General features: G+C 64.4%; 32 protein-coding genes and 1 pseudogene. All 33 read right to left on the bottom strand.

Translation table 11 applies throughout. The features are described 5' to 3' along the window. Nucleotides 1–159: 159 nt before the first annotated feature. The 33 genes and pseudogenes from I8J32_RS08605 to rpsL all read right to left on the bottom strand — a co-directional run bounded on the left by I8J32_RS08605 (nt 160) and on the right by rpsL (nt 22,073). Nucleotides 160–1,830, bottom strand: a complete 1,671-nt coding sequence (locus I8J32_RS08605; protein WP_200610841.1) for a phosphate ABC transporter substrate-binding/OmpA family protein — start codon at nt 1,828–1,830, stop codon at nt 160–162. Nucleotides 1,831–1,896: 66 nt separating this feature from the next. Beyond that, complete coding sequence (locus I8J32_RS08600; RefSeq protein ID WP_200610840.1) at nt 1,897–2,607, bottom strand: hypothetical protein; 711 nt, start codon at nt 2,605–2,607, stop codon at nt 1,897–1,899. Nucleotides 2,608–2,918: 311 nt separating this feature from the next. Continuing rightward, nucleotides 2,919–3,290: a 50S ribosomal protein L17 gene (gene rplQ, locus I8J32_RS08595; protein WP_200610839.1), complete on the bottom strand. Its 372-nt coding sequence runs from the start codon at nt 3,288–3,290 to the stop codon at nt 2,919–2,921. Nucleotides 3,291–3,468: 178 nt separating this feature from the next. After that, a complete protein-coding gene (locus I8J32_RS08590) occupies nt 3,469–4,467 on the bottom strand; it encodes a DNA-directed RNA polymerase subunit alpha (RefSeq protein WP_200610838.1) in 999 nt (332 codons plus the stop codon). 150 nt (nt 4,468–4,617) lie between these two features. Beyond that, nucleotides 4,618–5,247, bottom strand: a complete 630-nt coding sequence (rpsD, locus tag I8J32_RS08585; protein ID WP_200610836.1) for a 30S ribosomal protein S4 — start codon at nt 5,245–5,247, stop codon at nt 4,618–4,620. A gap of 14 nt (nt 5,248–5,261) precedes the next feature. Further along, on the bottom strand, nt 5,262–5,657 hold the full coding sequence (rpsK, locus tag I8J32_RS08580; protein ID WP_056135964.1) for a 30S ribosomal protein S11: 396 nt from the start codon (nt 5,655–5,657) through the stop codon (nt 5,262–5,264). 13 nt (nt 5,658–5,670) lie between these two features. After that, a complete protein-coding gene (rpsM, locus tag I8J32_RS08575; RefSeq protein ID WP_200610824.1) occupies nt 5,671–6,027 on the bottom strand; it encodes a 30S ribosomal protein S13 in 357 nt (118 codons plus the stop codon). Nucleotides 6,028–6,381: 354 nt separating this feature from the next. Beyond that, nucleotides 6,382–7,739 (bottom strand): annotated as a pseudogene (secY, locus tag I8J32_RS08570) (preprotein translocase subunit SecY). A 7-nt stretch (nt 7,740–7,746) separates the two neighbouring features. After that, nucleotides 7,747–8,190, bottom strand: a complete 444-nt coding sequence (rplO, locus tag I8J32_RS08565; protein WP_200613017.1) for a 50S ribosomal protein L15 — start codon at nt 8,188–8,190, stop codon at nt 7,747–7,749. Continuing rightward, a complete protein-coding gene (gene rpmD / locus I8J32_RS08560; RefSeq protein ID WP_200610814.1) occupies nt 8,190–8,390 on the bottom strand; it encodes a 50S ribosomal protein L30 in 201 nt (66 codons plus the stop codon). Before rpmD ends, rplO begins: the two co-directional genes overlap by 1 nt. Beyond that, nucleotides 8,383–8,925 (bottom strand): 30S ribosomal protein S5, encoded by a 543-nt coding sequence (gene rpsE / locus I8J32_RS08555; protein ID WP_200610811.1) that lies wholly within the window; start codon nt 8,923–8,925, stop codon nt 8,383–8,385. Before rpsE ends, rpmD begins: the two co-directional genes overlap by 8 nt. 172 nt (nt 8,926–9,097) lie before the next feature. Then, complete coding sequence (gene rplR, locus I8J32_RS08550; protein WP_200610808.1) at nt 9,098–9,454, bottom strand: 50S ribosomal protein L18; 357 nt, start codon at nt 9,452–9,454, stop codon at nt 9,098–9,100. A gap of 44 nt (nt 9,455–9,498) precedes the next feature. After that, nucleotides 9,499–10,026: a 50S ribosomal protein L6 gene (rplF, locus tag I8J32_RS08545; RefSeq protein WP_200610805.1), complete on the bottom strand. Its 528-nt coding sequence runs from the start codon at nt 10,024–10,026 to the stop codon at nt 9,499–9,501. 17 nt (nt 10,027–10,043) lie between these two features. Then, a complete protein-coding gene (gene rpsH / locus I8J32_RS08540; protein WP_200610802.1) occupies nt 10,044–10,439 on the bottom strand; it encodes a 30S ribosomal protein S8 in 396 nt (131 codons plus the stop codon). Nucleotides 10,440–10,554: 115 nt separating this feature from the next. Next, nucleotides 10,555–10,860, bottom strand: a complete 306-nt coding sequence (gene rpsN, locus I8J32_RS08535) for a 30S ribosomal protein S14 (protein ID WP_200610800.1) — start codon at nt 10,858–10,860, stop codon at nt 10,555–10,557. A gap of 17 nt (nt 10,861–10,877) precedes the next feature. Further along, nucleotides 10,878–11,420: a 50S ribosomal protein L5 gene (gene rplE, locus I8J32_RS08530; RefSeq protein WP_200610788.1), complete on the bottom strand. Its 543-nt coding sequence runs from the start codon at nt 11,418–11,420 to the stop codon at nt 10,878–10,880. Between the two features lie 11 nt (nt 11,421–11,431). Further along, on the bottom strand, nt 11,432–11,746 hold the full coding sequence (rplX, locus tag I8J32_RS08525) for a 50S ribosomal protein L24 (RefSeq protein WP_200610786.1): 315 nt from the start codon (nt 11,744–11,746) through the stop codon (nt 11,432–11,434). 14 nt (nt 11,747–11,760) lie between these two features. Next, nucleotides 11,761–12,129, bottom strand: a complete 369-nt coding sequence (rplN, locus tag I8J32_RS08520) for a 50S ribosomal protein L14 (RefSeq protein ID WP_056136003.1) — start codon at nt 12,127–12,129, stop codon at nt 11,761–11,763. Between the two features lie 15 nt (nt 12,130–12,144). Continuing rightward, on the bottom strand, nt 12,145–12,414 hold the full coding sequence (gene rpsQ, locus I8J32_RS08515) for a 30S ribosomal protein S17 (protein ID WP_200610784.1): 270 nt from the start codon (nt 12,412–12,414) through the stop codon (nt 12,145–12,147). A gap of 12 nt (nt 12,415–12,426) precedes the next feature. Further along, entirely contained in the window at nt 12,427–12,612 is a 186-nt protein-coding gene (gene rpmC / locus I8J32_RS08510; protein ID WP_200610773.1) for a 50S ribosomal protein L29, read from the bottom strand. After that, nucleotides 12,612–13,025, bottom strand: a complete 414-nt coding sequence (rplP, locus tag I8J32_RS08505; RefSeq protein ID WP_200610771.1) for a 50S ribosomal protein L16 — start codon at nt 13,023–13,025, stop codon at nt 12,612–12,614. Before rplP ends, rpmC begins: the two co-directional genes overlap by 1 nt. A gap of 15 nt (nt 13,026–13,040) precedes the next feature. Beyond that, nucleotides 13,041–13,799, bottom strand: coding sequence for a 30S ribosomal protein S3 (rpsC, locus tag I8J32_RS08500; protein WP_200610758.1), 759 nt, complete (start codon nt 13,797–13,799; stop codon nt 13,041–13,043). A 14-nt stretch (nt 13,800–13,813) separates the two neighbouring features. Further along, entirely contained in the window at nt 13,814–14,149 is a 336-nt protein-coding gene (gene rplV, locus I8J32_RS08495) for a 50S ribosomal protein L22 (RefSeq protein ID WP_200610756.1), read from the bottom strand. Between the two features lie 10 nt (nt 14,150–14,159). Further along, a complete protein-coding gene (rpsS, locus tag I8J32_RS08490) occupies nt 14,160–14,429 on the bottom strand; it encodes a 30S ribosomal protein S19 (RefSeq protein WP_200610749.1) in 270 nt (89 codons plus the stop codon). Between the two features lie 6 nt (nt 14,430–14,435). Continuing rightward, nucleotides 14,436–15,263 carry a 50S ribosomal protein L2 gene (gene rplB, locus I8J32_RS08485; RefSeq protein ID WP_200610747.1) on the bottom strand — a complete coding sequence of 276 codons (828 nt, stop codon included), beginning with the start codon at nt 15,261–15,263 and terminating at the stop codon, nt 14,436–14,438. A gap of 10 nt (nt 15,264–15,273) precedes the next feature. Beyond that, a complete protein-coding gene (rplW, locus tag I8J32_RS08480) occupies nt 15,274–15,570 on the bottom strand; it encodes a 50S ribosomal protein L23 (RefSeq protein WP_200610745.1) in 297 nt (98 codons plus the stop codon). Further along, nucleotides 15,567–16,172, bottom strand: a complete 606-nt coding sequence (gene rplD / locus I8J32_RS08475) for a 50S ribosomal protein L4 (RefSeq protein WP_200610743.1) — start codon at nt 16,170–16,172, stop codon at nt 15,567–15,569. Before rplD ends, rplW begins: the two co-directional genes overlap by 4 nt. Nucleotides 16,173–16,174: 2 nt before the next feature. Next, a complete protein-coding gene (rplC, locus tag I8J32_RS08470) occupies nt 16,175–16,831 on the bottom strand; it encodes a 50S ribosomal protein L3 (RefSeq protein WP_200610741.1) in 657 nt (218 codons plus the stop codon). Between the two features lie 11 nt (nt 16,832–16,842). After that, nucleotides 16,843–17,154, bottom strand: a complete 312-nt coding sequence (gene rpsJ, locus I8J32_RS08465; RefSeq protein ID WP_027070119.1) for a 30S ribosomal protein S10 — start codon at nt 17,152–17,154, stop codon at nt 16,843–16,845. A 469-nt stretch (nt 17,155–17,623) separates the two neighbouring features. Then, complete coding sequence (gene tuf / locus I8J32_RS08460; RefSeq protein WP_200610715.1) at nt 17,624–18,814, bottom strand: elongation factor Tu; 1,191 nt, start codon at nt 18,812–18,814, stop codon at nt 17,624–17,626. Between the two features lie 86 nt (nt 18,815–18,900). Then, nucleotides 18,901–21,018: an elongation factor G gene (gene fusA / locus I8J32_RS08455; RefSeq protein WP_200610738.1), complete on the bottom strand. Its 2,118-nt coding sequence runs from the start codon at nt 21,016–21,018 to the stop codon at nt 18,901–18,903. Between the two features lie 144 nt (nt 21,019–21,162). Then, on the bottom strand, nt 21,163–21,630 hold the full coding sequence (gene rpsG / locus I8J32_RS08450; RefSeq protein ID WP_200610736.1) for a 30S ribosomal protein S7: 468 nt from the start codon (nt 21,628–21,630) through the stop codon (nt 21,163–21,165). Between the two features lie 68 nt (nt 21,631–21,698). Then, entirely contained in the window at nt 21,699–22,073 is a 375-nt protein-coding gene (gene rpsL / locus I8J32_RS08445) for a 30S ribosomal protein S12 (RefSeq protein WP_187711356.1), read from the bottom strand. Between the last annotated feature and the right edge of the window lie 262 nt (nt 22,074–22,335).

The following is a 22,335-nucleotide window of genomic DNA, read 5'->3' as shown; positions in this document are numbered from 1 at the left end:
AAGGATCGATGCAGCCTGCATTGTCCGCTTCCATGAACGCGCCAAGCGCAGGCGGCTGCCGAGTCTGGCAGGCATCGTGGAAACGGGCCGTTGCCGGCAGCGGAATCGCTGCAGCCGCGAGGCCGGCATGGTGAGCAGGGGTTCGACCACGGGCAACGCTCAGCGCGTATGCACGCCGATGCGGGTCGTGCGGTTTGAAGCGCGGCAGTCTTCCAGGCTCAGGCCTTCGCTGCCCGGGTTGCTTTCGTCGCACAGCGGCTTGTCGGGACCGTTTCCGACCACGCTGAAGCGGTTGCGGTCAAACTCCCATTGCGACACCAGGTACTCGACGACCGCCTGCGCACGCTGCCGGGACAGGCGCATGTTCGTGTCGTGTGCACCCGTCGAGTCGGTGTTGCCGGAGATCTCGAAGTAGGCCGAGCCGTTGTTTTCGATGAACGGCACCATCTCCTCGTTGATGGTCTTCTCAGCGCGCTTGGTCAGCGCACCGCTGCCACTCTGGAAGCCGACCGTTACCGGCTTGGTGACCGCCGCCTCGGTCTCCGCGGCCTCCGCGCGCTCGGTGGCGGTAAAGGTGAACTCGGGTTTCGCGGCAGCCTGCTGGGCAGCCTGGTTTTTCTCCAGCAGCTTGCGGATGAAGCGGTAGTCGAACGAATCCTGCGGGGTGATCACCGGCGAGTTCGGGTTGGCCAGCGCACCGGCCTTGCGATAGATCTGGTCAAATCGGCGGTACACGCGCTCGTAGTGGTTCGTGCCGCCCGCCAGACCCAGGATGCGGGCGTTGTCGTCCAGCCCCGTCCAGACCAGGTTGGAGAACAGCTGCTTGACGAAGGGCCGCCCCTCGTCCTTGGCCAACAGGGTGAAGAACTCCTCGGTCTTCACCAGCGCGTCGACGGCATCGTCCGGATTGCGCTTGGCGGCTTCCACGCCTTCCATCCAGCCCGTCACCAGGCCCTGCACCGCGTCGGTGCTGGCAGCGTCATTGAGCACCCGGCTGTCGCACACGATGACGTCGTAGATCAGGTTGGTGGCGGTCTTGGTGGAGTAGACGACGTGCGCGCCGGGAATGTTCTTCAGCGCCAGCGACAGGTCCGGATCCCAGAGCGCGGCGGCGTCGACGTTGCCCGACTCCAGCGCGGCGCGCACGCCCGCGGTGCCTTCCTCGGCATTGATGTAGACGTACTTCACCGACTCCTTGCGGCGCGCGCTCAGGCTGGAGTTGTCGACGGCATCGATGGTCATGCCATCGGAAGGCGTGTATTGCAGCATCGCGACCTTGCGGCCGGCCAGGTCCTCGACCCGGTTGATCTGCGGGTCGCGCGCGATGATCGCGTCGGCGCCCTGCGTGTTGTCCACGATCATCACCGCGCGCGCATCGAGGCGGGCATTGCGCAGGTTGGGTTGTTCCTGCGCCCAGAAATCGGACGTGCGCCACGCGCAATGCGCTGCGCCGGACTCGAAGATCGTCGACAGGGTCGGGATATCGTCCTGGATGACCAGTTCCACATTGACGCCATTGCGTTCGAAGATCGAACCGGCCTGGGTCTTGAGCGACTTGCCGTTGGCCACCAGCGCCGGCGCATAGCCGTGGAAGCTGACGATGCTGACCTTCAGCGGGTTGCCGGCCGAACCCAGGGGGCCCGACCCGCTCGTGGCCGCGGCCGGAGTCGCCGGTTTCGCGGCGCCATCGCCTGAAGCACCGGCGGCGACGTCCGCGCCCTCGCCCTTGTCCATGATCTTCTTGAGGCCCAGATGCCAGGCGCCTGCGGCCGCGACGCCCAGGATGGCGACGGTGATCAGGCCCTTGGCGAGCGGGGTGAGTTTGGCCATGGATTGCGGTCTCCTTGTGATTCGATTGCGCGGCAGGCGTGGCGCCGCGACGGGAAATGGGTGCGCTTACGGGCTCGCGGAGGGCGTGCTGTCGGCGCCGAACGTGCGTGGGATCTCCTGGAGCACGTCGATCTGCGAATCCAGCCGCATGCGTTCGCGCAGGCAGGCTTCTTCCGTCGCGCGCTTGGCGGCCTGGATCTCGGCCTTGTCGCGGGCCGCGCCTTCCACTTCGCGCGCGAGCATCGCCTCGAGTTCGCTGATCTGGCCGCGGATGTGGGTGATCGTTTCCTGCTGTTGCTTCTCACGCGCCTCGAGGTCGGAATGCGCCTGCGACGCCGCCACCTGCGCGGCCTGCAGGAGGCCCTGCTTGGCGGCCTCCAGCGCCTTGATCTTGCGCTGCGCGTCGAGCACGGCGTCCTCGACGGCCCAGCTGTCGTCGGCGCTGTCGATCGCCATCACGGCGGTCCGGCGCATCTCCGGCTGCATCGCGCGCAGGCCCTCGAGCACCTTGACCAGTTTCTCGGCCGAGTACGGCGACGGCGGGATTCGGTGCTCCCCGTAGATGTCCTCGAAGGCCCGGTTCTCGGCGACCTGGCTGGGAACCTCGGGCACGAAGGGCGGGAGGTCAGGCGGGCCGGTGTCGGCCGGAGTCGTTGACGCCGCAGTCTCCTCCGCGGGCGCGGCCAGGTCATCGACGGACCCGGGATCCATAGGCCGCTCGCCCTCGTCCAACTCGACCAGGCCCAGCTTGTGCAGGCCCCGCAGCAACTTGCCCATCGACCCCCTCCCGTGGCGCCCCGTCGCAGCCCGAGACCGCCGCGCGGTTCGTGAATACGACCTTCATCGCATCTTAATGCATCGATTGGGCGGTGCACGTTCTGCCGGGAAGCTTTGCCCTTCCGGGGCGTTGGCCAGTCGATGCGCCTGGCATCGAGCATGCGCAGGTGAGCCCGCCAAGACCTCAGGAGGTCCGCCGCGAAGCGAAGCGGACCGTCCGGAGGCCACACCCGCCCCCTCCAGAAACGCAAAAGCCCCGGCAACATGCCGAGGCTTTTGTGCGAGCGACCCGGCGCAAGCCGGGGAGCGTCTTATTCCGCCGCTGCGGGGCGGTCGACCAGTTCGACGTAGGCCATCGGCGCATTGTCACCAGCGCGGAAACCGCACTTGAGGATGCGCAGGTAGCCGCCCGGACGGGACTGGTAACGCGGGCCCAGCGTCGTGAACAGCGTGCCGACGGCTTCCTTGTCGCGCAGGCGCGAGAAGGCCAGGCGGCGGTTGGCAACGCCATCGACCTTGGCAAGCGTGATGAGCGGCTCGGCGACGCGGCGCAGTTCCTTGGCCTTGGGCAGGGTGGTGCGGATCAGGCCGTGCTTGATCAGGGACGCAGCCATGTTGCTGAACATCGCTTCGCGATGGGCAGTGGTACGGCTGAGACGACGTCCGGCTTTCTGGTGGCGCATGACTGTGGTTCCTGTTGAATGTTGTAACTGTTGGACTTCTCTGTCGCCTTCATGGCGTTGGCACTGTGGACTGCGGATGGTCCGAGCCGACCCTCCCTGGGCGGCGTGCCGCGAGCCTTCAGGCCCGTCGGCGATGTGTTGCAACGACCCCCGCCGTCAGGCGGGGGCCGGGTGTTGCTCAGCCCATCATGCCGTGCGAGGCAATGCCGGCCGGCGGCCAGTTCTCGAGCTTCATGCCGAGGGACAGGCCACGCTGGGCGAGGACTTCCTTGATTTCCGTGAGCGACTTCTTGCCCAGGTTCGGCGTCTTGAGCAGCTCGACTTCGGTCTTCTGGATCAGATCGCCGACGTAGTAGATGCTCTCGGCCTTCAGGCAGTTGGCCGAACGCACCGTCAGCTCGAGGTCGTCGATCGGACGCAGCAGGATCGGGTCCACGCCACCGGTCTGCGGCTTGGCAGCGCCACGGTCACGATGGGTGAAGTCACCGAAGACCGACAGCTGGTCGCTGAGGATGTCGGCGGCGGTGCGCACGGCTTCCTCGGCGTCGATCGTGCCGTTGGTCTCGATGTCCAGGACCAGCTTGTCCAGGTCGGTGCGCTGTTCGACGCGTGCGGCTTCCACCGCATAGGCGACGCGGCGGACCGGCGAGAACGAGGCGTCCAGCATCAGACGACCGATGGTGCGGGTCTCTTCGTCGGGACGACGGCGGGCGGCGGCCGGCTGGTAGCCGAAACCGCGCTCGATCTTCAGACGCATGTTCAGCGCGGTGTCCTTGGTCAGGTGCGCGATGACATGCTCGGTGTTGAGGATCTCGACGTTGTGGTCGGTCTTGATGTCACCGGCGGTGACGACACCCGGACCCTGCTTGCTCAGCGACAGCGTGGAGCTCTCGCCGGTGTGCATGCGGATGGCGACGTCCTTGAGGTTGAGCAGGACTTCCAGCACGTCCTCCTCAAGGCCTTCGACCGTGGTGTACTCGTGGAGTACCCCGTCGATCTCGACCTCGGTGATGGCGAAGCCGGGGATCGAGGACAGCAGCACGCGGCGCAGCGCGTTGCCGAGGGTGTGGCCGTATCCGCGCTCCAGCGGTTCGATCACAACCTTGGCACGATGACCGGAGATGCGTTCGATCTGGGGACCACGCGGGCGCAGTACCTGGTTGGCGGTAACCGTCATGTTGTAACGTTCTCCTGCAATGCCATCGCTCGTGGGGGAAACGACGGCTTTTAGGCTTTTGGAGCTCCCACCGTTTGGCGGGAGAGGCCGGTGCGCAGAACGCACCAGCCTGGGATTAGGCGGAGGCGGCCCAGAGGGGCCGGCCCGGCCTTACTTCGAGTACAACTCGACGATCAGCGCTTCGTTGATGTCGCTCGGCAGGTCGGAACGATCCGGCACAGCCTTGAAAACACCAGCAAACTTCTTGGCATCGACTTCGATCCACGACGGCGAGAGGTCCATCTGCGCAGCGACGTTCAGGGATTCCTGCACGCGCATCTGCTTCTGGGCACGCTCGGACAGCGCGATCGCGTCACCGGCCTTGACCTGGAACGACGGCAGGTTCACGGACTTGCCGTTGACCGTCACGCCGCGGTGCGAGACCAGCTGGCGCGCGGCCGGGCGGGTCACCGCAAAACCCATGCGGTAGATGACGTTGTCCAGCCGGGTCTCGAGGAGCTGCAGCAGGTTCTCACCCGTGTTGCCCTTCTTGTTCGAGGCCTTCTTGTAGTAGTTACGGAATTGCCGCTCCAGCAGACCGTAGATGCGCTTGACCTTCTGCTTCTCGCGAAGCTGGGTGGCGTAGTCCGACAACTTGCCCTTGCGGGCGGTCGGGCCATGCTGACCGGGTTTCTGTTCAAGCTTGCACTTCGAGTCCAGCGCGCGGACGGGCGACTTCAAAGAGAGGTCGGCGCCTTCGCGACGGGAGAGCTTGCACTTGGGACCAATATAACGAGCCATGTGTCTTCAGCTCCTCAGACGCGACGCTTTTTGGGCGGACGGCAGCCGTTGTGCGGGATCGGCGTGACGTCGATGATGTTTACGATCTTGTAGCCGACGTTGTTCAAGGAACGAACGGCGGATTCGCGACCAGGGCCGGGGCCCTTGATGCGGACTTCCAGCGACTTGACGCCGTAGTCGAGCGCAGCGCGGCCGGCCTTTTCGGCGGCGACCTGCGCGGCGAACGGGGTCGACTTGCGCGAACCGCGGAAACCCGCGCCGCCCGAAGTCGCCCACGACAGCGCGTTGCCCTGGCGGTCGGTGATCGTGATGATGGTGTTGTTGAAAGAAGCGTGGACGTGGGCGATGCCGTCGGTGACGACTCGCTTGATCTTCTTCTTGGTTTTGGCAGCAGCGGCCGGCTTGGCCATGGTTGTCTACCCCTTACTTCTTGATGGCCTTGCGCGGACCCTTGCGGGTACGTGCATTGGTACGGGTGCGCTGACCACGCAGCGGGAGGCCACGACGGTGACGCAGGCCGCGGTAGCAGCCCAGGTCCATCAGACGCTTGATGGCGATACCGATTTCACGACGCAGGTCGCCTTCGACCACGAACTTCGCGATCTCGGAGCGCAGGCGCTCGACTTCCGGTTCCGACAGGTCGCGGATCTTGGTCGACTGCGTGACGCCAGCCGAATCACAGACCTGCTTCGAACGGGTACGGCCGATGCCGTAGATGCTTTGCAGCCCGACCCAGACGTGCTTCTGGGCAGGCAGGTTGACGCCAGCAATACGCGCCATGACGCGATTCTCCAACTGGTTTGGCCGCCAAGGGTTAACCCGGCGGAGTGAACATGAGATTTTAACAGGGTCTCGGGTTACTTGGAAGCACCGCGGCCGAGGCCGCAGTACCCGGCATGGGGAGTGTGCCCATGCTCCGGCGACAGTTCCGGACTGGCGGGACAGTGCGGAAGAACCGCCCTGCCCTGCCCCGCGCGCTACTCTGGCGCGCGAAAGGCCCGGAACCACCCGCGCGCGAGACCGCCGCCCAGGTCGCCCATCTGAACTCCGGGGTAGATCCCGGGGTTCGAAGCGGCCGGGTGATACCCGGTCCGCCGGCGGGTCCGGCCTTGGCCGGACCCACGTTGTCCATTGTCAGCGGCCGATGCCGCCGCGCGAACCCTTCAGGTTCGCCTTCTTCAACAGGCTCTCGTACTGGTGCGACATCAGGTGCGCCTGGATCTGCGCGATGAAGTCCATCACCACCACGACCACGATCAGCAGCGAAGTGCCGCCGAAGTAGAACGACGTGCCCAGCTGCGTGCGCATGATCTCGGGCAGCAGGCAGACGATGACCAGGTAGATCGCACCGGCGGCCGTCAGGCGGGTCAGCACGCCGTCGACATAGTCGGCGGTGGCCTTGCCAGGACGGATACCGGGAATCAGCGCGCCCGACTTCTTCAGGTTGTCGGCGGTTTCCTGCGAGTTGAACACCAGCGCCGTATAGAAGAACGCGAAGCCGATGATCAGACCCGCATACAGGATCATGTGCAGGGGCTCGCCGGAATTCAGCATCTGCGCCAGGCGCTGCAGGAAGCCCGACTGGTTGCTCTGGCTGAACCAGGCAGCCGCCGTCGCCGGGAACATCACGATGCTCGAGGCAAAGATCGGCGGGATCACGCCGGCCATGTTGAGCTTGAGCGGCAGGAACGAGGACTGGTTCATGTACGCGCTGCGGCCACCCTGGCGGCGTGCGTAGTTGACCGTGATCCGGCGCTGGCCGCGCTCGACGAACACCACCAGGTAGGTGAAGCCCACCACGAGCGCGACGATCACCAGGGCCGCCGGGGCGCTCATGTTGCCGTTGCGGATCTGCTCGATCATGCCAAGCACCGCGGAAGGCAGACCCGCCACGATGCCGGCGAAAATGATCAGCGACACGCCGTTGCCGATGCCACGCTCGGTGATCTGCTCGCCCAGCCACATCAGGAACATCGTGCCGGCGGTCAGTGCCACCACCGCGGTCAGGACGAAGCCCGGGGCCCGGGTTGTAGACCACCGCGATGCCCTGGCTGACGGCGCCGCTCTGCAGCGCCGTAGCGATGCCCCAGGCCTGGGAACACGGCCAGGGGAATGGCGCCCATGCGGGACCACTGGTTGATCTTGCGCCGGCCCGACTCGCCTTCCTTCTGGATGGCCTTCAGGCTAGGCAGGATCTGCACGAGCAGCTGGATGATGATGGATGCCGAGATGTACGGCATCACGTTCAAAGCCAGCAGGCTGAAGCGCGACAGAGCGCCACCGGAGAACATGTTGAACATGTCCACGATGGTGCCCTGCTGGCTCTTCATGAGCTCGATCATCGCGTCCGGATTGACACCCGGCACCGGGATGTAGCAGCCGATGCGGAAGACGATCAGGGCGCCGACGACGAACAGCAGCCGCTGACGGAGCTCGGTGAATTTGCCGAGTCCGCCGCCGAGGCCGGCCATTGCGTTGCTGCTCTTCGCCATTCGCGGATTACTCCCCGACCTTTCCGCCAGCCGCTTCGATCGCGGCCTTCGCGCCAGCCGTGGCCAGCACGCCCTTGAGCACGAACTTCTTGGTGAGCTCGCCCTTCTTCACGATCTTGGCCTGCTTGGCGTTCGGCGGCACGAGCTTGGCGGCCTTGAGGGCGGCCAGGTCGATGTCACCGGCGTCGAGCTTGTCCAGTGCGTAGAGCAGGACTTCGGCCGTGTCCTTCTTGATCAGCGAACGGAAGCCGACCTTCGGCAGACGACGCTGCATGGGCATCTGGCCGCCTTCGAAGCCGGCCTTGATCTTGCCCTTGCCCGAGCGCGCGAACGAACCCTTGTGGCCGCGACCGCAGGTCTTGCCCAGGCCGGAACCGATGCCACGGCCGACGCGCTTGCGGTCGGTGCGGGCGCCGTCGGCGGGTTGCAGAGTGTTGAGACGCATGTTGATTACTCCTCGACGCGAACGAGGTAGTGGAGCTGATTGATCAGGCCGCGCACAGACGGGCTGTCCTTCAGTTCACGCACATCGTTGAGCTTGTTCAGGCCCAGCGCCTTCACCGACAAACGGTGACGCGCCTGGGTACCACGCAGACCCTTGACCAGACGCACCTTGACGGTGCCGGCAGCGGAAGCTTCCTTCTTAGCCATGGTTCAGGTCCTCCACCTTCTTGCCGCGCTTGGCCGCAATCTTGGCCGGCGAATGCATTTCACCCAGGCCGGCGAGCGTGGCGCGCACCAGGTTGATCGGGTTGCGCGAACCCACGGCCTTGGCCAGCACGTTCTTGACGCCCACGGCTTCGAGGACGGCGCGCATCGCGCCACCAGCAATGACGCCGGTACCTTCGGAAGCCGGCTGCATGAACACGCGAGCCGCGCCGTGGCCGGACTTCACCGCGTGCCACAGGGTGCCGTTGTTCAGATCGACGTTGATGAAGCTCTTGCGGGCATATTCCATCGACTTCTGGATCGCGACCGGCACTTCGCGCGCCTTGCCGTAACCAAAACCGACCTTGCCGTTGCCGTCGCCCACGACCGTCAGGGCCGTGAAGGTGAACTGGCGACCACCCTTGACCGTCTTGCTGACGCGGTTGACCGCGATCAGCTTCTCGATCATGCCGTCATCGGCTTCCTCGCGGTTGCGATCACGATCGCGGCCCCGCGGTGCACGTTGTTCTTCTGCCATTTCGAATACTCGGTAGTTGAGGATGCTTGCGGCGTGGCCGCTTATCGTTGTGGGTTACATCGGGTGATCCGCGAAACCGGCAATCCGTGCTCCGCGCCCGACGCAGCCCGCGTCGGCAGGTGGCCAAGGCATGGGGACGCAGCCCCACGCCTTCAAGCCGGCCCCGGAGGGCTTAGAACTGCAGGCCGCCTTCGCGTGCGGCGTCAGCCAGGGCCTTGATGCGACCGTGGAAGCGGTAGCCCGAGCGGTCGAATGCGACCTTCTCGACGCCCGCGGCCTTGGCCTTCTCGGCGATGGCGCGACCGACCTTGGCGGCGGCCTCGGCATTCTTGCCGCTCTTCAGGCCTTCCTTGACGTCGGCCTGGGTGGTCGAGGCGGCAGCCAGGACCTTGGAACCGTCGGCGGTGAAGACCTGGGCGTACAGATGCTGGCCGGTGCGCAGGACGGTCAGGCGCGGCACACCCAGGTTGCGGATGTGGGCGCGGGTCGACTTGGCGCGACGCAGGCGGGCGGTGTTCTTGATGCTCATGATGTGATTCCTCGAAGCCGAAAACCCGGTGATCCCTTTCAGGATCAGGCCTTCTTCGCTTCCTTACGGATGATGACTTCGCCGGCGTACTTCACACCCTTGCCCTTGTAGGGCTCCGGCGGACGGAACCCGCGGATCTTGGCGGCAACTTCACCGACGCGCTGCTTGTCCGCGCCCGAAACCAGGATCTCGGTCTGCGTCGGCGTGGCGATGGTGATGCCTTCCGGGGTCTGGAACAGCACCGGATGGGAGAAGCCCAGCGACAGGTTGAGGTCCTTGCCGCTCATCGAGGCACGGTAACCGACGCCCACCAGCTCGAGCTTGCGCTCAAAGCCTTCGGAAACGCCCTTCACCATGTTGGCGAGGATGGCACGGAGGGTACCGGTCAGCGGGATCAGCGCGGCGTCCTCGGTCGAGAACACGGCCTGGCCGTCTTCGATCTTGACGTTGATGCCGGCCGGCTTCGGGACGCTGAGCGTGCCCTTGGCACCCTTGGCGTTGATGCTGTCGGCCTGCACGGAAATTTCGACGCCCTTGGGCAGGGCGACCGGCTTCTTGGCTACACGAGACATGGGTCTAGGCTCCTCGCTTAGGCCACGAAGCACAGGACTTCACCGCCGACGCCCTGCTGGCGCGCCTGCGCATCGGTCATGATGCCCTTGGAGGTGGAAATGATCGCGACGCCGAGGCCACCGAGGACCTTGGGGAGTTCATCCTTGCCGCGATACTGGCGCAGACCCGAACGTGAGTAGCGCTGGAGGCGCTCGATCACCGGCTTGCCTTCGTAGTACTTCAGCACGACTTCGAGATCGGCCTTGGCGCCGTTCTGGGTCACGCGGAAGTCGGCGATGTAGCCCTCGTCCTTCAGGACGGCGGCGATCGCGCTCTTGATCTTGGAGGACGGCATTTTCACCGTCGGCTTCCGAACAGCCGCCGCATTCTTGATGCGGACCAGCATGTCGGCGATGGGATCAGTCATGCTCATTAAAAGTCACCTATGAGTGCACCGATATCCGCGGAATTGCGAATACAGTTGTCGCGCCGGGACCCCGACGCGTGAAGCAAGCCGGCAAGTCTAGCAGACTTGCCGGCCTTGTCGCTTACCAGCTGGCCTTGCGCAGGCCCGGGACGTCCCCGTTCATGGTCGCCTTACGCAGCATGTTGCGGCCCAGGCCGAACTTCTTGTAGACGCCACGCGAGCGGCCGGACAGTGCGCAACGGTTGCGCTGGCGGCTCTCGGACGAGTCACGCGGGAGCTTCTGCAGCTTGGTCGCCGCTTCGATCTTCTCTTCGTACGACGCAGTCGTGCTGGAGATGATCTTCTTCAGCGCCAGGCGCTTGGCGCCGTGCTGCTTGTTGAGCTTCTTCCGCTTGATTTCGCGGTTGATCATCGAGGTCTTGGCCATGATCTAAGTCTCTGAAATCAGTTGCGGAACGGGAAGCGGAACGCTTCGAGCAGCGCCTTGGCTTCGGCGTCGGTCTTGGCGGTGGTGGTGATGGCGATATCCATGCCGCGGACCGCGTCGACAGCGTCGAAGTCGATTTCCGGGAAGATGATCTGTTCCTTCACACCCATGTTGTAGTTGCCGCGGCCATCGAACGAACGGCCGGACACGCCACGGAAGTCGCGCACGCGCGGCAGCGAGACGTTGATCAGGCGGTCCAGGAACTCGAACATCTGGGCGCGACGCAGCGTGACCTTGCAGCCGATCGGCCAGCCATCGCGGATCTTGAACGAAGCCACCGAGACGCGGCTCTTCGTGACGATCGGCTTCTGGCCGGCGATCTTGGTCAGGTCGGCGACCGCGTTCTCCAGGATCTTCTTGTTCGTGGCAGCTTCGCCCACGCCCATGTTGATGGTGACCTTGGACAGGCGCGGCACTTCCATCGGGTTCGTGTAACCGAACTTCTTGGTCAGGGCCGGGACGACTTCGTCCTTGTAGAACTTTTCGAGACGGGTGGTCATTTGAGCATTCCTCAGGCGTCAACCGCCTCACCGCTGGAGCGGAACACACGCAACTTGCGTCCATCCTCCAGCATCTTGAAAGAAACGCGTTCGCCCTTGCCCGAAGCCGGGTTGAAGAGCATCACGTTGGAAATGTGGATCGGCGCTTCGCGTTCGATCACGCCGCCAGGCTGGCCGGCCTGCGGATTCGGCTTGGTGTGGCGCTTGATGATGTTGATGTTGGACACGACGATCTTGTCGCCGGCCACACGCACAACGTCACCCTTCTTGCCCTTGTCCTTGCCGGCGATGACGACAACCTGGTCGCCCTTGCGGATACGGTTCATCTTAATTCCTCCGCTCAGAGCACTTCAGGTGCCAGCGAGACGATCTTCATGAACTTCTCGGTACGCAGCTCGCGGGTCACTGGCCCGAAGATGCGGGTACCGATCGGTTCCTGCTTGTTGTTCAAAAGAACGGCGGCGTTGCCATCGAAGCGGATCAGCGAACCGTCGGGGCGACGAACGCCCTTGCGGGTGCGGACCACGACGGCGTCGTAGACGTCGCCCTTCTTCACCTTGCCGCGCGGAATGGCGTCCTTCACGGTGACCTTGATGATGTCGCCGATGCCGGCATAGCGGCGCTTCGAGCCGCCCAGCACCTTGATGCACATCACTTCTTTGGCACCGGAATTGTCAGCCACGTCGAGGTAGCTCTGCATCTGGATCATGAGTCAGTCCTCCTCTTATTCGGCCGCGCGGGTGACGATCTGCACCACGCGCCAGTTCTTGGTCTTGGACATCGGGGCGCACTCGGCCACGCGGACGACATCGCCCTCGTTGCACGAATTCTCGGCGTCGTGGGCATGCAGCTTGGTCGAGCGACGGATGTACTTGCCGTACAGCGCGTGCTTGACCTGGCGCTCGACGAGCACCGTCACCGTCTTGTCCATCTTGTTGCTAACGACCCGGCCTTCAACCGTGCGCAGCGCCTTCTCTGTTTTGTTGTCGGTCATGACTGCGGGTCCTTACTTCTTCTGCCCAAGCAGCGTGTTGACGCGAGCGATCTCGCGGCGCACGCGGCGGGTTTCGTGGGTCTTGGCGAGCTGGCCGGTGGCCTTCTGCATGCGGAGAGCGAACGTCTCCTTGTGCAGCTCGGCCAGGTGGGCCTTCAGCTCATCAGCCGACTTCGCGCGGAGGTCTTTAAGTTCCATTAGCGCACCGTACGGGTCACGAAAGTGGTGGTCACCGAAAGCTTGGCGGCGGCCAGACGGAACGCTTCGCGCGCCGTGGCTTCGTCAACACCTTCGATCTCGTAGATCATGCGGCCGGGCTGGATCTGGGCGACCCAGTACTCCACGTTGCCCTTACCGGAGCCCATTCGGACTTCGATCGGCTTCTTGGTGATCGGCTTGTCGGGGAACACGCGGATCCACATCTTGCCGCCACGCTTGACGTAGCGGCTGATGGAACGGCGCGCGGCCTCGATCTGGCGAGCGGTCAGCTGACCGGTCGCGGTCGACTTCAGGCCGTACTCGCCGAAGCTGACGGCGTTCGCATTCCAGCTCAGGCCGTCATTGCGGCCTTTGTGCATCTTGCGATACTTGGTTCGCTTGGGTTGCAACATGGTCAATTACCTCGTTTAGCGGGCCGGGCGGGCCGGACGGCCGGGACGGTCGTTGCGATCCTTGCGGTCGCCACGGTCCGGACGGTCACCACGCTCAGCGCGCGGGGCCGCGGAATCGTCCTGCTTCTCCTGACCAACCTGGGAGAAATCAAAGATCTCGCCCTTGTAGACCCAAACCTTGATGCCGATGATGCCGTAGGTCGTCTTGGCTTCAGCGAAGCCGTAATCGATGTCAGCACGCAGGGTGTGCAGCGGCACGCGACCTTCGCGATACCACTCCGAACGCGCGATTTCGGCGCCGTTGAGGCGGCCGGCGACATTCACCTTGATGCCCAGGGCGCCCAGGCGCATCGCGTTGCCGACAGCGCGCTTCATTGCGCGACGGAACATGATGCGGCGCTCCAGCTGCTGCGCGATCGACTCGGCAACCAGCTGGGCGTCGAGCTCGGGCTTGCGGACTTCGGTGACGTTGATGTGCGCCGGAACGCCCATCACGTCGCTGACTTCCTTACGCAGCTTCTCGATGTCCTCGCCGCGCTTGCCGATCACCACGCCCGGACGGGCGGTGTGGATAGTGACGCGGGCGTTGTTGGCCGGACGCTCGATCAGGATCTTGGAGATACCTGCCTGCGCGAGCTTCTTGCGCAGCATCTCGCGAACCTTGAGGTCGGCCGCCAGGAAAGAGGCGTACTGCTTCTTGCCAGCGAACCACTTCGACGTCCAGTCCTTCGAGATGCCCAGACGGATGCCGGTCGGATGTACTTTGTGACCCATATCTATGCTCCGCCTTACTTGCCCGCGCCCACAACCACAGTGATGTGGCTGGTGCGCTTGAGGATACGGGTGCCGCGGCCCTTAGCACGCGCCATGAAGCGCTTCAGCGAAGGACCCTCGTCCACCGTGATGGTCTTGACGCGGAGGTCGTCGACGTCGGCGCCCTGGTTGTTCTCGGCGTTGGCGATGGCCGACTCGACGACCTTGCGGATCATCGCGGCTGCCTTTTTGTCCGAGAACTTCAGCAGGTTGACGGCGCGTTCGGCCGACAGGCCGCGGACCTGGTCAGCGACCAGACGGGCCTTCTGGGCGGAGATGCGCGCGCTGCGCAGGATGGCTTTCGCTTCCATGGTCATCTCCTTACTTCCCGGACTTCTTGTCGCCGCCATGACCCTTGAACGTACGGGTCAGGGCGAACTCGCCGAGCTTGTGGCCAACCATGTTCTCGTTGACCAGCACCGGGATGTGGTTCTTGCCGTTGTGGATGGCGAGCGTGAAGCCAACCATCTCCGGCAGGATCATCGAACGACGCGACCAGGTCTTGATCGGCTTCTTGTTGTTGCCAGCCGTCTCCACCTTCTTCATGAGGTGGTGGTCGACGAACGGGCCTTTCTTCAGTGAACGTGCCATTGCCGATTAGCTCCTACGATCGCGAACGATGAACTGCGTCGTGCGCTTGTTCTTGCGGGTCTTGTAACCCTTGGTCGGCACACCCCAGGGGGTGACCGGGTGCGGGTTACCCTGGCCAGCCTTGGCCTCACCACCGCCGTGCGGATGGTCGACCGGGTTCATGGCCGCGCCGCGGACGGTCGGCTTGATGCCGCGCCAGCGCTTGGCACCGGCCTTGCCCAGCTTCTCGAGGTTGTGCTCGTCGTTGCCGACTTCGCCAATGGTGGCGCCGCACTCGACCGGAACCTTGCGCATCTCACCCGAACGCAGGCGCAGGGTCGCGTAACCCTGTTCGCGCGCCACCAGGTAGACGCTCGCGCCAGCCGCACGGGCCAGCTGCGCGCCCTTGCCCGGCTTCATCTCGACGCAGCACACGGTGGTGCCGACCGGGATGTTGCTCAGCGGCAGCGTGTTGCCGACGCGGATCGGGGCATCACGGCCCGCGATCACCTGGTCGCCATCCTTCAGACCCTTGGGGGCGATGATGTAGCGACGCTCACCATCGACGTAGCACAGCAGCGCGATGTGCGCGGTGCGGTTCGGATCGTACTCAATGCGTTCGACGCGGGCGGGGATGCCGACCTTGTCGCGCTTGAAGTCGATGATGCGGTAATGCTGCTTGTGGCCACCACCGATGTGACGGGTGGTGATGCGGCCATGGTGGTTGCGGCCACCAGTCTTGCTCTTGGCCTCAACGAGGGCCGCGTGCGGCGCGCCCTTGTGCAGGCCAGGCGTAACCACGCGGACCGCACTGCGACGGCCGGGCGAGGTGGGCTTGAAAGTCATCAATGCCATGGATCAGTCCTCAGGCCGTGGCCATCACGTCGATCGACTGGCCTTCGGCCAGCGTCACGTACGCCTTGCGCCAGTCGCCGCGACGGCCCATGCGGTTCTTGAAGGCTTTGTTCTTGCCCTTCACGTTGACCACATTGACTGCCTCGACCTTGACGGCGAACAGCTTTTCCACGGCGACCTTGATGTCGGCCTTGGTAGCGTCCGTCGCGACTTCGAAGACGTATTGGTTGGAAACTTCCTGCAGTCGCGCGGTCTTTTCGGACACGCGCGGCGCACGGATGATGTTGTAGAGCTTGGCGTCGTTCATGCCAGCCATTCCTCGATCTTCTTGACCGCGTCGGTGGTGACCACGACCGAGTCGGCGCCGACGAGGGCGACCGGATCCAGGCCCTGGACGTCACGCACTTCGACGTACGGCAGGTTGCGTGCCGAGAGGTACAGATTCTCGGTCGCCTCTTCGGTGACGATCAGCGGACGCTTGCCGACTTCCAGGCCCTTGAGCTTGGCGATCAGGCCCGAGGTCTTCGGTGCGTCGATGTCGAAGGATTCGACCACCATGATGCGGCCCTGGCGGTTGAGCTCGGACAGGATCGCGGCCATCGCGGCGCGGTACATCTTGCGATTGACCTTCTGCGCGAAGCTGCGCGGCTTGGCCGCGAAGGTCACGCCGCCGCCGACGAAGATCGGAGCCGTCAGCGCGCCATGACGCGCACCGCCGCCCTTCTGCTTCTTCGACTTCTTGGTCGTGCCGTTGACTTCCGAACGGGTCTTCTGGGCCTTGGTGCCCGAACGACCGGCGTTGCGGTAGGCAACGACCACCTGGTGGACCAGGTCTTCGCTGAACTCGCGACCGAAGATCGCGTCGGAGACCGACAGCGTCTTGGTGCTATTGGTAATGGTGAGTTCCATCATCAGACTCCCTTGCTCGACGGACGCACGATCACGTCGCCGCCCGGAGCACCCGGAACAGCACCCTTGATCGCGATCAGGCCGCGCTCGGCATCGACCTTGACCACTTCCAGGCCCTGCGTCGTCTGCTGCACATCGCCCATGTGACCGGACATCTTCTTGCCCGGGAACACGCGACCCGGCGTCTGGCGCTGGCCGATGGAGCCCGGCGAGCGGTGCGACAGCGAGTTACCGTGGGTGGCATCACCCATGGTGAAGTTCCAGCGCTTGATCGTGCCCTGGAAGCCCTTGCCCTTCGTCACGCCCTGGACGTCGACGATCTGGCCGGCTTCGAAAATGTCAGCCTTGATCTCGCCGCCAACTTCGAAACCACCAATCTGGTCGGCTTCGACGCGCAGCTCCCACAAGCCACGGCCGGCTTCAACCTTGGCCTTGGCCAGGTGGCCGGCTTCGGGCTTGCTCAGCAGCGAGGCGCGCTTCACGCCGGCGGTGACCTGCACGGCGCTGTAGCCGTCGGTGTCAACCGTCTTGATCTGCGTGATGCGGTTCGGGGTGGCTTCGATCAGGGTCACCGGAACCGACTTGCCGTCGGCGGTGAAGAATCGGCTCATGCCGGCCTTGCGACCGACAATGCCCAACGAATATTTCTTCGCGGTCATGGTGGCGTGCCTCAGGTCAGCTTGATCTGCACGTCGACGCCCGCCGCGAGTTCGAGCTTCATCAGCGCGTCCACGGTCTTGTCGTTGGGGTCGACGATGTCGAGCACGCGCTTGTGCGTGCGGGTCTCATACTGGTCACGCGCGTCCTTGTCGACGTGCGGGGACACCAGGATGGTGTAACGCTCGATCTTGGTCGGCAGCGGGATCGGGCCGCGCACTTGCGCGCCGGTCCGCTTGGCCGTCTCGACGATCTCGCTGGCCGAGCGGTCGATCAGTCGATGATCGTACGCCTTGAGCCGAATCCGGATCTTTTGGTCCGCCATGGCGGAAACTCCTTCGTTTAAAGAGCGACGGGTCCGGCAACTGGGTGTGCCGGGCCCCTGGACTGATGTGGTGCTTGATACCCGCTTCGGATCGCACCGCCCCGAAGCCCCTCAAAAGCAAAGGCAGACCGGTTTCCCGGTCCGCCCAGACGGAAGTCATGAACGCACGAACGGCCCCGTCATATGTGTCCCGAACTATCTTTCGGAACGGACGGAGCGCTGCCGCGCGACATTTCCCTGTCTGGCGAAAACGAAGGGCTTCCTGCACCTCATTTCGCTGGTTCGTGACCCCTTCCTGAGGAAAGGGCCGCGAGAGTCGAACATTCTAACGGGTCAGGCCCGGACTTTGCAAGTCCAAGCCGGACTTCCGGCAACCCTGCCGGCCTGGGCCGATCGGGCGCTGCCCCCCCCCGCCTGCGCAGGGGGCTCCACCGTCCGGGACGCGCTGCGCGCGCCCCGGCAGCAGGTATTACTTGATGATCTTCGCCACCACGCCGGCGCCGACGGTACGGCCGCCTTCGCGGATCGCGAAGCGCAGGCCTTCGTCCATCGCCACCGGGTTGATCAGCGACACCACCATCTTCACGTTGTCGCCCGGCATCACCATCTCCACGCCTTCCGGCAGCTGGCAGGCGCCCGTGATGTCGGTCGTGCGGAAGTAGAACTGCGGGCGGTAACCCTTGAAGAACGGCGTGTGACGGCCACCCTCGTCCTTCGACAGCACGTACACCTCGGCTTCGAACTCGGTGTGCGGGGTGATCGAACCGGGCTTGCACAGCACTTGGCCGCGCTCGACGTCGTCACGCTTGGTGCCGCGCAGCAGCAGGCCGGCGTTGTCGCCCGCCTGGCCCTGGTCCAGCAGCTTGCGGAACATTTCCACGCCCGTGACCGTCGTCTTCTGCGTCGGACGGATGCCGACGATTTCGATTTCGTCGCCCACCTTGATGATGCCGCGCTCGATACGGCCGGTCACCACGGTGCCGCGGCCCGAGATCGAGAACACGTCTTCCACCGGCATCAGGAACGGCTTGTCGACGTCACGCTGCGGCTCCGGAATGAACGAGTCCAGCGCCTCGACCAGCTTGATGATCGACGGCACGCCGATCTCCGACTGGTCGCCTTCCAGCGCCAGACGCGCCGAACCGTGGATGATCGGGGTGTCGTCGCCCGGGAAGTCGTACTTGCTCAGCAGCTCGCGCACTTCCATCTCGACCAGCTCGAGCAGCTCGGCGTCGTCGACCATGTCGGCCTTGTTCAGGAACACGACGATGTACGGCACGCCCACCTGGCGCGACAGCAGGATGTGTTCGCGCGTCTGCGGCATCGGGCCGTCAGCGGCCGAGCACACCAGGATCGCGCCGTCCATCTGCGCCGCACCCGTGATCATGTTCTTCACGTAGTCCGCGTGGCCCGGGCAGTCCACGTGTGCATAGTGGCGGTTCGGGCTTTCGTACTCGACGTGCGCCGTCGAGATCGTGATGCCGCGCGCCTTCTCTTCCGGCGCCGCGTCGATCGCGTCATAGGCCTTGAACTCGCCGCCGAAACGTTCCGCGCCCACCTTGGTCAGCGCCGCCGTCAGCGTGGTCTTGCCGTGGTCCACGTGGCCGATCGTGCCGACGTTAACGTGGGGCTTGGTGCGCTCGAATTTACCCTTAGCCATGGTTGTCTCTCTTCAAATATCGATGTTTTGGAACTGGAAAACGTCGTCTGAGCCGGAGGTGGGGCCGGAGCACCGACCCCGCCCGATCAGCCCTTCTTGATCACTGCTTCGGCGATGTTGTTCGGCGCTTCGGCGTAGTGGTCGAATTCCATCGTGAAAGTGGCGCGGCCCTGGGTCAGCGAACGAATCGTCGTCGCGTAACCGAACATCTCGCCCAGCGGCACCATCGCATTGATGGTCTTGCCCGACTGCGTGTCGTCCTGGCCCTGCAGCAGGCCGCGGCGACGGCTCAGGTCACCCATCACGTCACCGACGTATTCCTCGGGCGTGACGACCTCGACCTTCATCATCGGCTCGAGCAGGACCGGGTCGGCCTTGCGGAAGCCTTCCTTGAACGCCATCGACGAGGCGAGCTTGAACGCCATTTCGGACGAGTCGACGTCGTGGTACGAGCCGAAGACCAGCTTGACCTTGACGTTCACGACCGGGAACCCCGCCAGCGGACCGCTGGTGATGGTCTCGCGCAGGCCCTTCTCGACCGCCGGGATGAATTCCTTCGGGATCACGCCGCCGGTGATGTCGTTGACGAACAGGAAGTCGTTCTCGACGTCCGGGTTGGCGCGGTCGGCTTCGTTCATCGGCGACAGCTCAATCACGACGTGACCGTACTGACCCTTACCACCCGACTGCTTGGCGTGCTTGTAGTCCGACTTGACGTCCGACTTGCGGATCGTCTCGCGGTAGGCCACCTGCGGCTTGCCGACGTTGGCTTCCACGTTGAACTCGCGACGCATGCGGTCGACGATGATGTCCAGGTGCAGCTCGCCCATGCCGGCGATGATGGTCTGGCCGGATTCCTCGTCGGTCCGCACGCGGAACGAAGGATCTTCCTGCGCCAGGCGGCCCAGCGCCATGCCCATCTTTTCCTGATCGGACTTGGTCTTGGGCTCGACCGCCATCGAGATGACGGGCTCCGGGAAGGTCATGCGCTCGAGCGTGATGATGTGGTCCTGGGCGCACAGCGTGTCGCCGGTGGTCACATCCTTCAGGCCCACGGCCGCGGCGATGTCGCCGGCGCGCACTTCCTTGATTTCGTCGCGCTGGTTGGCGTGCATCTGCAAGATGCGGCCCACGCGCTCCTTCTTCGACTTGACCGGGTTGTACACCTGATCGCCGGAGTTGAGCACGCCCGAGTAGACGCGGAAGAACGTGAGCGAACCCACGAACGGGTCGGTCATGATCTTGAACGCCAGCGCCGAGAACGGCGCCTTGTCGTCGGCGACGCGGGTGTCTTCCTTGTCGTTGTCGTCAAGGCCCTGGACCGGCGGACGGTCGGCCGGCGACGGCAGCAGGTTGATCACGCCGTCGAGCATCGCCTGCACGCCCTTGTTCTTGAACGCCGAACCGCAGAACACGGGGACGATCTCAACCTTCAGCGTGCGCGTGCGCAGGCCATCGACGATCTCTTCCTCGCTCAGCTCGCCCTCGTTGAGGTACTTGTCCATCAGCTCTTCGGTCGCCTCGGCGGCGGCCTCGATCATGAACGCGCGCGCTTCCTCGGCCTTGCTCTGCAGCTCGGCGGGGATGTCGCGGTACTCGAACTTGGTGCCCTGCGAGGCGACATCCCAATGGATGGCCTTCATCTTCAGCAGGTCGACCACGCCCTCGAAACCGTCTTCGGCGCCGATCGGCACCTGCATCGGCACGGCGTAGGCGCCCAGGCGGGCCTTCAGCTGTTCGACGACCTTGTCGAAGTTGGCGCCGGTGCGGTCCATCTTGTTGACGAACGCCATGCGCGGCACCGAGTACTTGTTGGCCTGGCGCCAGACGGTCTCGGACTGCGGCTGGACGCCACCGACGGCACACAGCACGAACACCGCGCCGTCGAGCACGCGCAGCGAACGCTCGACTTCAATGGTGAAGTCGACGTGCCCGGGGGTGTCGATGATGTTGAAGCGGTGTTCCGGCAGGGACTTGTCCATGCCCTTCCAGAACGCCGTCGTCGCGGCGGACGTGATGGTGATGCCGCGTTCCTGTTCCTGCTCCATCCAGTCCATCGTCGCGGCACCTTCGTGCACTTCGCCGATCTTGTGGCTGACGCCGGTGTAGAAAAGGATGCGCTCAGACGTGGTGGTCTTGCCGGCATCGATGTGGGCCATGATGCCGAAATTGCGGTAACGCTCGAGGGGAGTGGTGCGAGCCACGGGACACTCTCTTTGTTTTTTGCGATCTGGATCGATCTGCAGATGGCCGGATGCCGCCTCGTGGGCGGCCTCCGATTTGCCGGGCGGACGGGCCGCCACGGCACATGTGCTGGTTCGCAGGCCGCGCCGGGCGCGGCTCGCCGGTTACCAGCGGTAGTGGGCGAACGCCTTGTTGGCTTCCGCCATGCGGTGCGTTTCTTCGCGCTTCTTGATCGCGCCACCACGGTTCTCGGAAGCGTCGAGCAGCTCGGCCGCCAGCTTGCGCGGCATCGAGTTCTCGCCACGCTTGCGCGCGGAGTCGATCAGCCAGCGCATCGCCAGGGCCAGGCGGCGCGAAGCGCGCACTTCGACCGGCACCTGGTAGGTGGCGCCGCCGACACGACGGGACTTCACTTCGACGGCCGGGGACACGTTGCCCAGCGCCTTCTCGATCAGCTCGACGGCATTGGGGTTCTTTTCGCCGATCACGTCCATGGCGCCGTAGACGATCTTTTCCGCGATCGACTTCTTGCCACTCTGCATGACCATGTTGATGAAGCGCGCGATCGTCTCGCTGCCGTGCTTGGGATCGGGCAGGACCGACCGCTGCGGGGTGGAACCTTTACGCGACATGGTGCGTACCTTTCTCTGTATCTTTTGTCAGGAGCGCAGCCGCGAAGGGCGGCGGCGCCTAGGGATGCTTACGACTTCGGCCGCTTCGCGCCGTACTTCGAACGGCTCTGGCGACGCTTGGTCACGCCGGCGGCATCGAGCGAGCCACGCACGGTGTGGTAGCGCACGCCCGGCAGGTCCTTGACGCGGCCGCCGCGGATCAGCACGACCGAGTGTTCCTGCAGGTTGTGGCCTTCGCCGCCGATGTACGAAATGACTTCGTAACCGTTGGTCAGGCGAACCTTGGCCACCTTGCGAAGGGCCGAGTTCGGCTTCTTCGGGGTGGTGGTGTAAACGCGGGTGCAAACGCCGCGACGCTGCGGGCAGTTCGCCAGCGCCGGCGAGGCGCTCTTGTAGGTTTCAGGGCTGCGCGGCTTGCGCACCAACTGATTGATCGTCGCCATCTGTGACTCTTTGTGTGAAGGCCGAAGCCTTGAACGAAAGGGGTGAATCTTTGCGGTGCAGCTTGCGGCAATGCCGAAAAACGAACGGCAAGCCGAGGATCCGGCCCGCCGAGACAAAAAAGTATAGCCCGCGCTTGACGTTACCGTCAACGCGGACTATCCGAACCGGGTGCGCCACGCCATGCGGGCACACCTGGAAACGCAGCGATCCCGCCCTACCCTGGGCCCAACACGAGGCGCTCCATGCGCCTCATTTGGTGAT

The sequence above is a fragment of the Lysobacter solisilvae genome (genome assembly GCF_016613535.2).
Classification (GTDB): Bacteria; Pseudomonadota; Gammaproteobacteria; order Xanthomonadales; family Xanthomonadaceae; genus Agrilutibacter; species Agrilutibacter solisilvae.
Note: the sequence above shows the minus strand (reverse complement) of the source record. Positions and strands in the feature narration are given on the sequence as shown.

Coding starts and splice junctions, on each gene's coding strand:
- rpsD (WP_200610836.1), bottom strand. CDS start 5,247: ATGGCTCGTTATATTGGTCCCAAGTGCAAGCTCTCCCGTCGCGAAGGC.
- rpsE (WP_200610811.1), bottom strand. CDS start 8,925: ATGGCAGAAGAACAACGTGCACCGCGGGGCCGCGATCGTGATCGCAAC.
- rplD (WP_200610743.1), bottom strand. CDS start 16,172: ATGGAACTCACCATTACCAATAGCACCAAGACGCTGTCGGTCTCCGAC.
- rpmD (WP_200610814.1), bottom strand. CDS start 8,390: ATGGCTAAGAAGGAAGCTTCCGCTGCCGGCACCGTCAAGGTGCGTCTG.
- rpsK (WP_056135964.1), bottom strand. CDS start 5,657: ATGGCCAAGCCGGCCGCTGCTGCCAAAACCAAGAAGAAGATCAAGCGA.
- rplB (WP_200610747.1), bottom strand. CDS start 15,263: ATGGCATTGATGACTTTCAAGCCCACCTCGCCCGGCCGTCGCAGTGCG.
- rpsQ (WP_200610784.1), bottom strand. CDS start 12,414: ATGACCGACAACAAAACAGAGAAGGCGCTGCGCACGGTTGAAGGCCGG.
- tuf (WP_200610715.1), bottom strand. CDS start 18,814: ATGGCTAAGGGTAAATTCGAGCGCACCAAGCCCCACGTTAACGTCGGC.
- rpsS (WP_200610749.1), bottom strand. CDS start 14,429: ATGGCACGTTCACTGAAGAAAGGCCCGTTCGTCGACCACCACCTCATG.
- rpsH (WP_200610802.1), bottom strand. CDS start 10,439: ATGAGCATGACTGATCCCATCGCCGACATGCTGGTCCGCATCAAGAAT.
- rplR (WP_200610808.1), bottom strand. CDS start 9,454: ATGAGCATCAAGAACACCGCCCGCCTGCGTCGCGCCAAGTCGACCCGC.
- rpmC (WP_200610773.1), bottom strand. CDS start 12,612: ATGGAACTTAAAGACCTCCGCGCGAAGTCGGCTGATGAGCTGAAGGCC.
- rplF (WP_200610805.1), bottom strand. CDS start 10,026: ATGTCTCGTGTAGCCAAGAAGCCGGTCGCCCTGCCCAAGGGCGTCGAA.
- rplP (WP_200610771.1), bottom strand. CDS start 13,025: ATGTTGCAACCCAAGCGAACCAAGTATCGCAAGATGCACAAAGGCCGC.
- rpsG (WP_200610736.1), bottom strand. CDS start 21,630: ATGTCGCGTAAAGGTTCCACCCCGCAGCGGTCGGTCCTGCCCGATCCC.
- I8J32_RS08590 (WP_200610838.1), bottom strand. CDS start 4,467: ATGACGGTTACCGCCAACCAGGTACTGCGCCCGCGTGGTCCCCAGATC.
- rpsL (WP_187711356.1), bottom strand. CDS start 22,073: ATGGCGACGATCAATCAGTTGGTGCGCAAGCCGCGCAGCCCTGAAACC.
- rpsJ (WP_027070119.1), bottom strand. CDS start 17,154: ATGGCGGACCAAAAGATCCGGATTCGGCTCAAGGCGTACGATCATCGA.
- rpsM (WP_200610824.1), bottom strand. CDS start 6,027: ATGGCGCGTATTGCTGGCGTCAACCTGCCTGCCCAGAAGCACGTCTGG.
- I8J32_RS08600 (WP_200610840.1), bottom strand. CDS start 2,607: ATGGGCAAGTTGCTGCGGGGCCTGCACAAGCTGGGCCTGGTCGAGTTG.
- rpsN (WP_200610800.1), bottom strand. CDS start 10,860: ATGGCCAAGACCTCGATGATCAACCGCGAAATCAAGCGGAAGAAGCTC.
- rplN (WP_056136003.1), bottom strand. CDS start 12,129: ATGATCCAGATGCAGAGCTACCTCGACGTGGCTGACAATTCCGGTGCC.
- I8J32_RS08605 (WP_200610841.1), bottom strand. CDS start 1,830: ATGGCCAAACTCACCCCGCTCGCCAAGGGCCTGATCACCGTCGCCATC.
- rplE (WP_200610788.1), bottom strand. CDS start 11,420: ATGACCACCCGTCTCGAAAAGTTCTACAAGGACGAAGTCGTCCCGGCC.
- rplX (WP_200610786.1), bottom strand. CDS start 11,746: ATGAACCGTATCCGCAAGGGCGACCAGGTTGTCGTCATCGCCGGCAAG.
- rplW (WP_200610745.1), bottom strand. CDS start 15,570: ATGAACGACGCCAAGCTCTACAACATCATCCGTGCGCCGCGCGTGTCC.
- rplQ (WP_200610839.1), bottom strand. CDS start 3,290: ATGCGCCACCAGAAAGCCGGACGTCGTCTCAGCCGTACCACTGCCCAT.
- rpsC (WP_200610758.1), bottom strand. CDS start 13,799: ATGGGTCACAAAGTACATCCGACCGGCATCCGTCTGGGCATCTCGAAG.
- rplV (WP_200610756.1), bottom strand. CDS start 14,149: ATGGAAGCGAAAGCCATCCTGCGCAGCGCGCGCATCTCCGCCCAGAAG.
- rplC (WP_200610741.1), bottom strand. CDS start 16,831: ATGACCGCGAAGAAATATTCGTTGGGCATTGTCGGTCGCAAGGCCGGC.